The organism is Streptomyces sp. NPDC088553 (genome assembly GCF_044752965.1).
Classification (GTDB): Bacteria; Actinomycetota; Actinomycetes; order Streptomycetales; family Streptomycetaceae; genus Streptomyces.
In genome coordinates this window covers 581,082-593,483 of sequence record NZ_JBIVMG010000001.1, presented here as the reverse complement: position 1 = coordinate 593,483, position 12,402 = coordinate 581,082, and the positions used below count along the sequence as shown (strand labels likewise).

The window sequence follows — 12,402 nt, the reverse complement described above, 5'->3', positions numbered from 1 at the left end:
ATCCGCCGTGCCGTGGCCCAGTACGACTGGCCCCGCTTCGAGCAGGACCGTACCGTGGCGCGCTGGGCCGACAAGGAGGAACGCCGGGCGCGGATGCGCCTGCGCACCCGGACGGGTCTCCTGCTGCGGCTCGTGAACCTGCCCGGCGGGACCCTCGACCTGGACGTCGCCGACGCCGTGGACGTACCCCCGGCACGGCACCGGCGCTCCGGTCTCTGGTTCGCCCAGACGCAGTGGCCCGGCCGGGTCCTGAGAGGACCCGGCCGGGCCGTCACTCCGTCCCGAGCTCCGCCAGCGCCCCCGTCAGCCACTCCACCCAGAAGCGCTCCATCTCGATCCCGCCCCGCAGGACGAGATGGCGCAGCCGGTCGGGTTCCGACTGACGGCGTTCGCTCGGGAAGTCGCGGGTCTCGATCGCGAGGTACTCGTCCAACTGCTCCTGGTGCAGCGCGAGATGACGGGACAGCTCGGCGCGCAGACCCGACGCGCCGACCACCGCGGCCGCCCGCATCCGGAGCAGCAGGGCGGCCCGCATCGGCTTCGGGTCCTCGGTCCTCGCCACCCAGGTGCCGAGCTCCTCGCGGCCCGCGGGCAGCACCTCGTACTCCTTGCGCTGTCCCCGTACCGGCACCGGGGCGGGCAGGGCACGAATGTGCCCCGCCTGCTCCAGCTTGCCCAGCTCGCGGTAGATCTGCTGGTGCGTGGCCGACCAGAAGTAGCCGATCGACTTGTCGAAGCGGCGCGTCAGTTCGAGACCGGAGGACGGCTTCTCGAGCAGCGCGGTGAGGATCGCGTGCGGGAGGGACATGAACGCATCCTAGGAGTGGCGGGCCACGGTGATCACAGGGTGGCCGCGAGGCGGGTGCCCTGGTCGATGGCCCGCTTGGCGTCCAGCTCGGCGGCCACGTCGGCGCCGCCGATCAGGTGCGCCACGCGGCCGGCCGCGACCAGCTCCTCGTACAGGTCCCGGCGCGGCTCCTGGCCCGCGCAGAGCACGACCGTGTCGACGGGCAGCAGCTGCCGCTCGCCGCCGATCGTGACGTGCAGGCCCTCGTCGTCGATGCGGTCGTACGAGACACCCGCGACCATCGCGACGCCCCGGTGCTTGAGCTCGGTGCGGTGGATCCACCCCGTGGTCTTGCCGAGGCCGGCGCCGACCTTGGTCTCCTTGCGCTGGAGCAGGTGCACCTGGCGCGGCGGCGCGCCGCGCTCGGGGGCGCGCAGCCCGCCGCGGTTCTCGTACGAGGTGTCCACGCCCCACTGGCGGAAGTACGTCTCGGGGTCCTGGCTCGCGCCCTCCCCGCCGTCCGTCAGGAACTCCGCGACGTCGAAGCCGATGCCGCCCGCGCCGATGATCGCGACCCGCTCGCCGACGGGCGCGCCGTCCCGCAGCACGTCCAGGTAGCTGAGGACGCTCGGGTGGTCCACGCCCGCGATGCCGGGGGTGCGGGGGGAGACGCCGGTGGCGACGACGACCTCGTCGAAGTCGTCCAGGTCGGACGAGGAGACCGGGGTGTTCAGACGGACGTCGACCCCGCGCTCGGCGAGCTGCACGCGGAAGTAGCGCAGCGTCTCGTCGAACTCCTCCTTGCCGGGGACCTTCTTGGCGATGTTCAGCTGACCGCCGATCTCGGCGGCCGCGTCGAACAGGGTCACGGAGTGGCCGCGCTCGGCCGCGGACACCGCGCAGGAGAGGCCGGCCGGGCCCGCGCCGACGACGGCGATCCGCTTGGCGCGGCGGGTGGGAAAGAGGACGAGCTCCGTCTCGTGGCACGCGCGCGGGTTGACCAGGCAGGACGTGATCTTCAGATTGAAGGTGTGGTCCAGGCAGGCCTGGTTGCAGCCGATGCAGGTGTTGATCGTGTCGGCGCGGTCGGCCGTGGCCTTGGCGACGAACTCCGGGTCGGCGAGGAACGGGCGGGCCAGCGAGACGAGGTCGGCGCGGCCGTCGGCGAGGATCTCCTCGGCGACCTCGGGGGTGTTGATGCGGTTGCTGGTGACGAGCGGCACGGAGACCGCGCCCATCAGCTTCTTCGTCACCCAGGTGTAGGCACCGCGCGGCACGGAGGTGGCGATGGTGGGGATGCGCGCCTCGTGCCAGCCGATGCCGGTGTTGATGATGGTGGCGCCGGCGGCCTCGATCTCCTTGGCGAGCCGGACGACCTCCTCCAGGGTGGAGCCGCCGGGCACGAGGTCCAGCATGGAGAGGCGGTAGACGAGGATGAAGTCCGTGCCGACGCGCTCGCGGATCCGGCGGACGATCTCCAGCGGGAAGCGGACGCGGTTCTCGTAGGAGCCGCCCCAGCGGTCGGTGCGCTGGTTGGTGGCGGCGGCGATGAACTCGTTGATGAGGTAGCCCTCGGAGCCCATCACCTCGACGCCGTCGTACCCGGCCTCCTTGGCGAGCTCGGCGCAGCGGGCGTAGTCCTCGACGGTCTGCTCGACCTCGGCGTCCGTCAGCTCGTTCGGTACGAAGGGGCTGATGGGGGCCTTGAGGGCGCTGGGCGCGACGAGCGCGGGGTGGTACGCGTACCGGCCGAAGTGCAGGATCTGCATGGCGATCCGGCCTCCCTCGGCGTGTACGGCGTCGGTGATCAGCCGGTGCTCGGCGACCTCGTCGGCGGTGGTGAGCTTGGCGCCGCCGTCCCAGGGACGGCCGGCGTCGTTGGGCGCGATGCCACCGGTGACGATGAGGCCCACGCCACCGCGGGCCCGCTCGGCGTAGAAGGCGGCCATGCGCTCGAAGCCGTGCTCGGTCTCCTCGAGGCCGACGTGCATCGACCCCATGATCACCCGATTGGGCAGGGTGGTGAACCCGAGGTCGAGCGGGCTCAGCAGGTGCGGGTACGGGGTCATGCGGGCGCCTCCTCGCGCAGGATCGTCGCCCTCAGTTCTAGGGGACCCCCTCCCTTTATGCAACTAGTTGCAGAAGATTCGGGACGTGATGTCTACTACTCGGTAGCTTCCGGCCCCGAGCTACTCGACACGCCCGAGCCACTCGGTACGCGGCGGGGCCGCCGCCGCACCGAGCCACGCGTCCAGCTCCTCCGGCGTACGCGGCTCGGCCGCCCCCTCCGCCAGCAGGCCGTGGGTACGGAGCAGCCGGGCCACCGCCGTGCCCCAGGGGCGGCGCAGCCGGGCCTCGTCCAGCAGCGCGTGGTCCGCGAGGAGCTCCGCGACCGGCCCGGTCCGCAGCCCCGACGGGGCGAGCACCGCCGCCTCGTCCGCCCAGCGCAACGCCAGATCCACGTCGTGCGTGGCCATCAGCACCGTCGTACCGGCCTCCCGCAGCCGCTGCAGCGCGTCGAGCAGCCGCTCCTGCCCGTGCGGATCGAGACCGGCAGTCGGCTCGTCCATGATCAGCACCCGGGGCCGCATCGCCATCGCGCCCGCGATCGCCGCCCGCTTGCGCTGCCCGTACGACAGCAGATGCGTCGGCCGGTCGGCGAGCGCCGTGATGTCCAGCGCCTCCAGGGCCTCGCGGACCCGTCGCCGGACCTCCTCCTCGGGCAGTCCCAGGTTCATCGGACCGAACGACACATCCTGCTCCACCGACGCGGCGAACAGCTGGTCGTCGGGATCCTGCACCACCAGCTGCACGGTCGTCCGCAGCCGGGTCAGCCCCTTCCGGTCGTACGCCACGTCCGTACCGTCCAGGCGCAGCGACCCGCTCACGCACCGCAGCCCGCCGCTGAGCAGGCGCAGCAGCGTCGTCTTGCCGCTGCCGTTGCGCCCGAGCAGCGCGACCGCCCGCCCCTCCGCGACGGCGAAGTCCACGCCGGACAGGACCGGGGGCCCGTCCTCATAGGCGAAGCCGGCTTTCACCAGTTCCACGACAGGGGTCGGAGACGTCACGGAAGGAGCCTTTCCAGTACGAGGGTGAGGGCGACGAGTCCGGCGAGCAGCGCACCCGTCGCGGCGAGGAACGGGCGGGAGAGCGCACCCGCGGGCACCAGGACCCGCAGCGTTCCGTCGTACCCGCGCCCGGCGAGCCCCGACTGCAGCCGCTGCGCCCGGTCGAAGGCCCGTACGAACGTGGTCGCACCGAGGCCCGCGAGGGAACGCCAGGTCGCGGCCCGTGTGGTGTGGCCGAGCCGGGCCGCCTGCGCCTGCCGGATCTTGGACATCGCGTCGAGCAGCAGGAAGATGATCCGGTACATCACCAGCGCCACGTCCACCACCGGCGCCGGCACCCCCGCCCGTACCAGCCGGGGCAGGACGTCGGACACCGGCGTCGTGAACGCGAACAGCAGCACCCCGAGCGAGGCCGAGGCGGTCCGCAGCAGCAACTCGCCCGCGTGCGTCGGACCGTCCGGCGCGAGGGCCACCAGCCCCCGGGCGCCGCCCACCTCGAAGAGCAGCGGAATCGCGCCCGTGACACAGAACCCGAGCGGGATGCGGAACGCCCGCCACAGCGCCCGGCCCGGCACACCGGCCGGACCGAGCAGCACCGTGAGCGTGGCCGCCGCGACGAGGACCGCGCCGGGCCACGGCGGCAGACCGACCGCGCACAGGGTGAGACCGAAGCCGAGAAGCGCCTTCTCGGCGGGATGGCGGCGGCGCCAGCGACTGCTGTGCGCCGCCGCGTCGATCGGCAGCATCGTCGGCTACGCGCCCGCTCCGCCGACGGATCCGCCGCCGGAGCCGCCCTCGTTGTGAGCGGTCGCGGTCGCGGCGGCCGTCGCGGTGGCGGTCACGTTCGCGGCATCGGCCTCCGCCCCGGGCTTCCCGGCCGCCTCCGCCCGGACCGCTCCTTGCCGGCGGCCGCGCCGCAGGCCGAAGTAGTACGCCAGGACACCGGCGCCGAGGGCCGCCTGAAGGGCGAACAGCGCCGACTCGATCTCCCCGGACGGCGGCTCGTACAGCGGGCTGAACCACGGTTCGTAGTCCGGCTGGAGCTCCGTGATCGCGGTCTCGGCCTCCGCGTCGGCCCCGGTGAACGGCTCCTCCTTGTGGTCCCCGAGCCCCAGCACGAGGGGCAGGACGGCCAGCGCGGCGACGACGAGCAGCAGCAGGGTGTTGATCTTCGCGTTCCGGCTCATCGCGCGGCCGCCTCCTCGCGTCGCTCCGCCGTGCGACCGGCGAGGACGCCGAGCCGGATCAGGTCGCCCTTGCTGGACTGCGTGAGCAGGCGCATCACGAGCACGGTGAGCAGGCCCTCGCTCACGGCGAGCGGAATCTGCGTGACGGCGAAGATCCCGCCGAACTTGGCGAGCGCACCGGGGATGCCGCTGCCCGGGTCGGGGAAGGCGAGCGCGAGCTGGACACTGGTCACGCAGTACGTGGACAGGTCGGCGACGAACGCGCCGAAGAAGACCGCGACCATCAGCGGCGCACCGAACCGGCGCAGCAGCAGATAGGTGCCGAATCCCGCCCAGGGCCCGACGATCGCCATCGAGAAGACGTTCGCGCCGAGCGTGGTGAGACCGCCGTGGGCGAGCAGCAGAGCCTGGAAGAGCAGGGTGATCGTCCCCAGGACCGCCATGATCGGCGGCCGGAACAGGATGGCGCCCAGGCCCGTACCGGTCGGATGCGAGCAGCTACCGGTCACCGAGGGCAACTTGAGTGCCGACAGGACGAAGGTGAAGGCGCCGGCGGCACCGAGCAACAGGGTGGACTCGGGATTCGACCGCACCTCGCGGGTCAGCGCGCGGACCCCGTGGACGACGAACGGCGCGGACGCGACGCCCCAGGCGGCCGCGTGCACAGGGGGTAGATACCCCTCGGCTATATGCATGGTTGGGAGACCCTCTCCAGCACCTCGTGGATGGACAACGCACCCTGGCCGGTCTCCTGGCTGACGGTCATTCCGCCCGACTCCGCCTTCCCACACCACGACGGTCTCCCGACGTGGTCCAGTGGCTTCCCCGAGGGTGTTCCCCGCGGGGGTGGAGCCGGACCTCCCGATCACAGTGGCGAGGGCCGCACCGGTACCGCACCGGTTTCCCGTACACCAAGGCCCTGCGACATTAGTGCGTTGACCTGCTGGATCACAACACGGTCGCCACCGGGTGCGGCCCTTCGATCACTCCCCGCAGTCGCCCCGGGGCGGCTGCGGGGTCCCGTGGGCGGCGCCGTGGATCCCCCGGATCTCCGGCCGCCTAGCTGTTCCGCCCGTTGCGCACGAAGGCCGCGATGGCGCCGGGCGCCACGACGACCGCCGCGGCGAGCGCCGCGAGCAGCATGGGGTCCGGGCCGTCGTAGTCGGCCTCCACCTCCGCATTGGCGCCGAACAGGGCCGCGCCCACCACCGCGAGGAGCGACACGCCGAGGACGCCCCTCGCCCATGCCCTGCGGGCGGACGGGGTGCGCAGGGGCACCAGCGCGATCAGGAACCAGACGAGCGCGAGAATCACCACAGCGGGCAGACTGCCGGACATTGCCCCTCCTCCGTCACCTGGCAGGGCCAGGCGGAACACGAGTGGCAGCCGGCTCCCGGAGAGGCCCGCCGCACAGCCGGATCGCGGTTGCGATCTCCCAGGGTAGATCGCGTCCAGGCCGCCCAGCGGCTGAGTTCCGGCCAAACAGTGCCTGGACGCAGCCGCTTGAGGCCGGATCACCGTCGTTCCGCGCCCTCACTCCTTGCGGTAGGCGTACGCCTCCGACGCGGCCGCCGCCACGGCGTCGAGGTCCCCGCCCGCACTCGCCGTGACCAGCGCCGCGACCGCGCCCTCGACGAACGGAGCGTCCACGAGTCGGGAGCCCTCGGGCAGTTCGTCGCCCTCGGCGAGGAGGGCCTTCACGGTGAGCACCGCGCTCCCCAGATCGACGAGGATCGCCACACCGGCGCCCCGGTCGACGGCCTCGGCCGCCTCGGCGATCAGCTCCGAACTCGTCCCGAGACCGCCGTCGGGGGTCCCGCCGGCCGGGCGGACCGGGGCGAGGTCACCGCCACCGGCGAGCCCCCGGGCCAGCTCGGCCACGGCGGTCGCGACGGCGGCGCTGTGCGAGACGAGCACGATGCCGACGGAACCGGAACCGGCTTCTCCACCGACACCTCCACCTCCACCGGCACGGGAACCGGCAGCGCCACTGGGACCGGAACTGGCACCGCCGGGTCCGACCGCACCGGGGCCGGTCCCGTTCGCCCTGCTCATGATGCCTCCTCGGCGCCCGGGCTCTCCGTACGGGCGATCTCGTGGAGCGCGGCGAACAGCAGCGCCGAGGACGTGGCCCCCGGATCCTGGTGTCCCACCGACCGCTCGCCCAGATAGCTGGCCCTGCCCTTGCGTGCCCGCAGGGGTACGGTCGCGAGCGCGCCCTCGTCGGCCGCCGCGCGGGCCGCGTCGAACGAGTCCCGCAGACCCTCCACGGCGGGCACGAGCGCGTCGAGCATCGTCTTGTCGCCCACCTGCGCGCCGCCCAGCTGGGACACGGCGGCCACGCCGGAGCCGAGGGCCTCCGCCAACCGCTCGCGGGTGACGCGCTCGTCGTCGCCGAGCGCCTTGCCGGTACGGCGGAGCAGCGTGCCGTACAGCGGCCCCGAGGCGCCGCCCACGGTGGAGATCAGCTGCCGCCCGGCGGCGGTGAGCACCGCGCCCGGCGTCGCGGGCGGGTCCTTGGCCAGGGTCTCGGTCACGGAGGCGAAGCCGCGCTTGAGATTGGCGCCGTGGTCGGCGTCGCCGATGGCCGAGTCGAGCTCGGTGAGCCGCTCCGCCTCCCGGTCGACGGCCTCGGCCACGGCGGCCAGCCAGCGCACGAGGAAGTCGGCGTCGAAGGTCTGCGTCATGTCGGTCCCCTCTTCCCTCGCTCGTCTCACCGGCCCCAGCGCAGCGCCGGCGTCTCCACCGGCGCGTCCCAGAGGCGCAGAAGCTCCTCGTCCACCTCGCACAGGGTCACCGAGCAGCCGGCCATGTCGAGCGAGGTCACGTAGTTCCCGACGAGGGTCCGGGCCACCGGCACACCCCGCTCGCCCAGGACGCGCTGCACCTCTGCGTTGAACCCGTACAGCTCGAGGAGCGGGGTGGCGCCCATCCCGTTCACCAGGGCGATGACCGGCCCGGACGGGCGGAGGTCCTCGACGACGGCGTCCACGGCGAAGTCCGCGATCTCGCGGGAGGTCATCATGGGGCGCCGCTCGCGGCCCGGTTCGCCGTGGATGCCGATGCCCAACTCCAGTTCGCCCTCGGGGAGCTCGAAGGTGGGGCTGCCCTTGGCGGGGGTGGTGCACGCGCTCAGGGCGACGCCGAAGGAACGGCAGCGCTCGTTGACCCGGCGCGCGATCGCCTCCACGCGCTCCAGGGGCGCGCCCTCCTCGGCGGCGGCGCCCGCGATCTTCTCGACGAAGAGCGTGCCGCCGGTCCCGCGCCGGCCGGCCGTGTAGAGGCTGTCCGTGACGGCGACGTCGTCGTCGACCAGGACCTTGGCGACCTGGATGCCCTCGTCCTCGGCGAGCTCCGCCGCCATCTCGAAGTTCAGCACGTCACCGGTGTAGTTCTTGATGACGAACAACACCCCGGCGCCACTGTCGACGGCGGCCGCGGCCCGCACCATCTGATCGGGCACGGGGGAGGTGAACACCTCCCCGGGACAGGCGGCCGCCAGCATCCCGGGCCCCACGAACCCCCCGTGCAACGGCTCGTGCCCGGAACCGCCACCGGACACCAGCGCGACCTTCCCGGCCATGGGCGCGTCCCGCCGCACCACGACCCGCCGCTCCACGTCGACGGTGAGCTCGGGATGAGCGGCGGCCATCCCCCGCAGCGCGTCGGCGACGACGGTCTCGGGGACGTTGATGAGCATCCTCACGGATACCTCCTGGTGAGATGAGCAGCCGAGTCGCTGAGCAGTGTTTTTACAGGTCAGAGCAGGTGAGGCCAATTGTTGATCTTGGCGGTTCGTGGCGCCCGAAGGCGGTTTCGCGGGGTGTCGGCGCGGACATTCCTGATGACATGCCAGGTGGGGGTCGCCGCGGGCGCCCTTTGCGAATGCGCATCATGGCGCAATTATCAAGGCGAGGCCGCGGTCGCGCACCGGTGCGTCGGCGATCAGTTCCGAGGGGCCCCTTGTCCTCGGCCCTGAAGACGACGAGTCAGGCAGCCCGGCATGATCGGCTGGACACCCCCTAGCGGAGCTGCGGCGCACCGACGGGGAGAGACATGTCCATCCCGGGCTGCTGCCTTGCCGCCGTGCGTGAGCCGGAAAAAGCGCGTACACCTGCAGGGTGGCGCGTCGTAGCCGTACGGGGCGCGGCCCCATCCTTCCCGGTCCAGGATGTGCGGGGTGCGGGTGATGGTCGCCACGCGAGTCACACCGTTGGCTGGACAGACCTCACGGCGGCATACGGAAGGACTACGGGGAGAGGGCGCTCACGATGACCGCGACAACGAGGATGAGCGTGAGCAGGCCTGCGGCCCCGAGGACGATCAGCGCGGTCAGGTTGGAGATCAGACTGACGGCGGCTTTCCAGCCCTGTGGCGTCAGTCCCGCGATCCGCTGAGTTCGTTCGTGGCCAGGTGCTGGCGGATCGGGGGCGTGCCGGTCCCTGAGCTGTTCCCCTTCGTTCTCGTAGTCGGACATCAGGGCGATCCAGCTGTCGGGCGGCTCGGCTGCGCCGGTTCGGTACGGCCGGTGCGCGGTTTCACATTCCTCGGCCCATTCGCGCAACTCTGTCGGGGTGGGCCGATCGGCCGCATCGGGGGCCAGGCACGCTTCTGCGAGCGGTCGGAGCGTGGCGGGAAGGTCGCTGAGATCGACCGTCGCGCGGGATACGAGTGCCAGAAGGCGCACCGGGTCGCCGGTATCGGGATAGGGGGGATGACCGACTGCCAGAGTGCTGAGTGTGGCGCCCAGGGCCCAGATGTCGCAGGCGGCTGTGGCGGGTTCCCCGCGTGCTTGTTCGGGAGCGATGTAGGCGACGGTGCCGAGCGTGACACGGGTGCGGGTCAGGTCGGAGGCGTGCGAGATGCCGAAGTCGATGAGTCGTATCCCCTGGGAGGTCAGCAGGATGTTGTGCGGTTTCAGATCGCGGTGGATCACGCCGGTGGAGTGCAGTGCTTCCAGGGCGGTGGCGCAGTCGGCGACGATGCGGGCGGCGGCGGCGGGATGAGCGGTTCCGCAGCGTGCCACGAGGTCGCCCAGGGAAGGTGCCGCGACGTACTCCGTCGCGAGCCAGGGCAGCGGGGCGTGCGGGTCCGCGTCGAACACGCGAGCTGTTCGGGGTCCGGCTGCGCGTCTGGCCATCTTGACCTCGCGGGCGAATCGGGCCCGGTCCGCCTCGGCCGTCAGGCCTTCGACCAGAAGGGTTTTGACGGCATAGAGGCCTTCGTTCCCGTTCCGGTTCGCAAGGTAGACGCGGCCCATGCCGCCCGCGCCGATGCGTCCGAGAAGCTGGTACGGGCCCAGCGAGGTGGGGTCCGCCCGGCGGAGCGGACGCAGGATCAGGTTGTCGTCAGGCACAATGTCCGCCCCCGGTCGGGAAACCTGTAACGGACCTGTGTCTGTGGCGGGCAGGCCATGTCGGACATTCCGTACTTCAGCACGCGCAGGACCGCGAGGGTGTCCGGGGCCGTATCCGAGCACTGGACGGTCGTGGCGAAGACGGGCTCGTTCCTGAGCGGCGTGACCTCGACGAGGGCTGCGGGGTCGGGCTGGGCGCCGATCACGCACTCGCCCGGGTGGAAGCGCCGTTCGAGGCAGAGACCGACGGTGGCTGCGCGGCTGGACCGGGTCCAGGCCACCGCGGCGTAGGGGGCTCCGCAGCGGTCTGGTATTTCCTGGTTGGTGGAGGCAACGACGAGCCAGTGAGCACCGGGTGCGCCGCAGTCCGTGGATTCGGGTGCGGAGGCGAGCCAGCTGCCCGCGGGATCGAGGCCGGTCCGGACGCAGTCACCGGTCCTGATTTCGGCAAAGGCCCGGTCGGCCGGCCCGGGCTGTTCGGCCTGCCGGTTTTGGTAGTAGCCGTAGGCCAGTAAGCCGCCCAGTAACAAGAGTGCGGACGCCATCAGTCCCTGTACGGCCCGCACGAAGACTCTCTCACGACGGCTCCGCGATTCTGTGGGGCGGTCGCCAGACTGCGGCGTGTCGTCCTCCGGGGTTGTGGGCAGGCGTGCCGTGCGTTCGGCGGCGGCTTCTGCGGAGTGGGCCGCTGGGCGGCCTGGGGGCAGTGTGCTTCCCTGCGATCTCGTGGATCGTTCGGGCGCGGTGCCGGCTGCGCGGGGATCTGCTGCGAGCTCGCGGCCCTGCCGTGCGTAGGCCTCGATGATCGCGGTCCAGGGACGGGGCAGCCACCCTCCCGGACTCGCCAGTGTGGGCATCTCGGCCAGTTCGGTGGTGAGGCTGTCCAGCAGGTCCTCGGCTGTCGGCCGATCTCCGGGCCTCAGGGCGAGGCACTTGCGCACCACCGGGGCGAGTTCGCCGGGCAGGCCCGTCAGGTCGAGGTTCGCCTCCGCCACGTACGTGAGCAGTGCCAGCATCTCCATACCGGCCGGGTACGGGGCGCGGCCGACGGCGAGGTGGAAGAGGGTCGCACCCAGGGAGTAGATGTCCGACGCAGCTGTTGAAGGCTCGCCACGTGCCTGCTCGGGTGAGGTGAAGGCCACCGTCCCCAAGGTCAGCTGCGTACGTGTCAGGTCAGCCGCGTGTGAGATGCCGAAGTCGATCAGCCGTGGTCCGCTCAGAGGCAGCAGCAGATTCTGCGGCTTCACGTCCCTGTGCACGATTCCGTGTCGATGGAGCTCTGCGACCGCTTCCACAGCTCCGCGCGTCACCCACCGGGCCGCTGTGCCGGCCAGCGTTCCGGCTTCTGAGACCAGTTCCGCCAACGAGGGCGCCGGAATGTATTCGGTGGCCAGCCAAGGCCGTTCAGCTTCAGCATCCGCTCCCAACACGCGTGCGGTGTGTAAGCCTTCCGCCCGCCGGGCCACCTTCACTTCACGAGCGAAGCGCCTGCGGTCGACAGTACTGACTTCAGCCTGTGCCAGGGGCGACTTGATGGCCACCAGCATGCCGTCGGTGAGTGACCGGCCCAGGTAGACCCGCCCCATGCCACCGGCCGCCAGGCGGCCGATCAACGGGAATCGGCCGAGCCGGGCCGGATCGTCGTCCTCCAGAGGCTGGATGTCCGCTCCGCTCGGCAGCTCCCCCACCTTAGGTTCCTTTCGGCGACCACGTGTCATGAGCACGGAAGCGAGATTCTATCTACAGACGGGCCGGAACTGGTGGCGTTCACCGGCGACGGGGGATCCCCGCCCCGACCCCGACACCGTGGTCATGCGACCCGCCGGGAGGAACAGCCGATGAGCGCGCAGCCCGACCACGCCCCCATGACGCCGTATGCCCTCGCCCCGGGAGCTCCAGGCGAACTCCTCGCCCAGCTGCGCGCCGACCAGCGCGCCCGCAGTAGGTGCCGGCCTTCGAGCGGGAGCGGGTGGCCGCGCTGGAAGAGTCCCGTGGCCGCCCCCC

At 71.9% G+C, this 12,402-nt stretch carries 12 protein-coding genes and 1 riboswitch; all 12 genes read right to left on the bottom strand.

What is annotated here, in order from left to right; translation table 11 throughout:
* Window positions 1–271 precede the first annotated feature (271 nt).
* Window positions 272–808 carry a PadR family transcriptional regulator gene (locus tag ACIP8Z_RS02735; protein WP_402077823.1) on the bottom strand — a complete coding sequence of 179 codons (537 nt, stop codon included), beginning with the start codon at window positions 806–808 and terminating at the stop codon, window positions 272–274.
* Between the two features lie 32 nt (window positions 809–840).
* On the bottom strand, window positions 841–2,856 hold the full coding sequence (locus ACIP8Z_RS02730) for an FAD-dependent oxidoreductase (protein WP_402077820.1): 2,016 nt from the start codon (window positions 2,854–2,856) through the stop codon (window positions 841–843).
* Window positions 2,857–2,976: 120 nt separating this feature from the next.
* Window positions 2,977–3,855: an energy-coupling factor ABC transporter ATP-binding protein gene (locus ACIP8Z_RS02725; RefSeq protein WP_402077818.1), complete on the bottom strand. Its 879-nt coding sequence runs from the start codon at window positions 3,853–3,855 to the stop codon at window positions 2,977–2,979.
* Window positions 3,852–4,601, bottom strand: coding sequence for a cobalt ECF transporter T component CbiQ (gene cbiQ / locus ACIP8Z_RS02720; protein WP_402077816.1), 750 nt, complete (start codon window positions 4,599–4,601; stop codon window positions 3,852–3,854). The genes ACIP8Z_RS02725 and cbiQ overlap by 4 nt, the downstream gene beginning before the upstream one ends.
* Window positions 4,602–4,607: 6 nt before the next feature.
* A complete protein-coding gene (locus ACIP8Z_RS02715) occupies window positions 4,608–5,042 on the bottom strand; it encodes an energy-coupling factor ABC transporter substrate-binding protein (protein WP_402077813.1) in 435 nt (144 codons plus the stop codon).
* Entirely contained in the window at window positions 5,039–5,737 is a 699-nt protein-coding gene (locus tag ACIP8Z_RS02710) for an energy-coupling factor ABC transporter permease (RefSeq protein ID WP_402077811.1), read from the bottom strand. The genes ACIP8Z_RS02715 and ACIP8Z_RS02710 overlap by 4 nt, the downstream gene beginning before the upstream one ends.
* A 28-nt stretch (window positions 5,738–5,765) precedes the next feature.
* Window positions 5,766–5,973: riboswitch (cobalamin riboswitch) on the bottom strand.
* A gap of 128 nt (window positions 5,974–6,101) precedes the next feature.
* On the bottom strand, window positions 6,102–6,380 hold the full coding sequence (locus tag ACIP8Z_RS02705) for a hypothetical protein (RefSeq protein WP_402077808.1): 279 nt from the start codon (window positions 6,378–6,380) through the stop codon (window positions 6,102–6,104).
* A gap of 195 nt (window positions 6,381–6,575) precedes the next feature.
* The gene (locus ACIP8Z_RS02700) at window positions 6,576–6,959 is read right to left on the bottom strand and encodes a PTS-dependent dihydroxyacetone kinase phosphotransferase subunit DhaM (RefSeq protein WP_402077805.1); all 384 of its coding nucleotides are present in this window, start codon (window positions 6,957–6,959) and stop codon (window positions 6,576–6,578) included.
* Between the two features lie 134 nt (window positions 6,960–7,093).
* Window positions 7,094–7,729: a dihydroxyacetone kinase subunit DhaL gene (gene dhaL / locus ACIP8Z_RS02695; RefSeq protein WP_402077803.1), complete on the bottom strand. Its 636-nt coding sequence runs from the start codon at window positions 7,727–7,729 to the stop codon at window positions 7,094–7,096.
* A gap of 26 nt (window positions 7,730–7,755) precedes the next feature.
* A complete protein-coding gene (gene dhaK, locus ACIP8Z_RS02690; RefSeq protein WP_402077800.1) occupies window positions 7,756–8,748 on the bottom strand; it encodes a dihydroxyacetone kinase subunit DhaK in 993 nt (330 codons plus the stop codon).
* A gap of 543 nt (window positions 8,749–9,291) precedes the next feature.
* The gene (locus tag ACIP8Z_RS02685; protein WP_402077797.1) at window positions 9,292–10,398 is read right to left on the bottom strand and encodes a serine/threonine-protein kinase; all 1,107 of its coding nucleotides are present in this window, start codon (window positions 10,396–10,398) and stop codon (window positions 9,292–9,294) included.
* Window positions 10,380–12,086: a serine/threonine-protein kinase gene (locus tag ACIP8Z_RS02680; RefSeq protein WP_402077794.1), complete on the bottom strand. Its 1,707-nt coding sequence runs from the start codon at window positions 12,084–12,086 to the stop codon at window positions 10,380–10,382. Before ACIP8Z_RS02680 ends, ACIP8Z_RS02685 begins: the two co-directional genes overlap by 19 nt.
* Between the last annotated feature and the right edge of the window lie 316 nt (window positions 12,087–12,402).

What these genes read in the sequence shown, in the direction of transcription:
- ACIP8Z_RS02735 (WP_402077823.1), bottom strand. Translation starts at nt 808, where the DNA reads ATGTCCCTCCCGCACGCGATCCTCACCGCGCTGCTCGAGAAGCCGTCC.
- ACIP8Z_RS02730 (WP_402077820.1), bottom strand. Translation starts at nt 2,856, where the DNA reads ATGACCCCGTACCCGCACCTGCTGAGCCCGCTCGACCTCGGGTTCACC.
- cbiQ (WP_402077816.1), bottom strand. Translation starts at nt 4,601, where the DNA reads ATGCTGCCGATCGACGCGGCGGCGCACAGCAGTCGCTGGCGCCGCCGC.
- ACIP8Z_RS02715 (WP_402077813.1), bottom strand. Translation starts at nt 5,042, where the DNA reads ATGAGCCGGAACGCGAAGATCAACACCCTGCTGCTGCTCGTCGTCGCC.
- ACIP8Z_RS02710 (WP_402077811.1), bottom strand. Translation starts at nt 5,737, where the DNA reads ATGCATATAGCCGAGGGGTATCTACCCCCTGTGCACGCGGCCGCCTGG.
- ACIP8Z_RS02705 (WP_402077808.1), bottom strand. Translation starts at nt 6,380, where the DNA reads ATGTCCGGCAGTCTGCCCGCTGTGGTGATTCTCGCGCTCGTCTGGTTC.
- dhaL (WP_402077803.1), bottom strand. Translation starts at nt 7,729, where the DNA reads ATGACGCAGACCTTCGACGCCGACTTCCTCGTGCGCTGGCTGGCCGCC.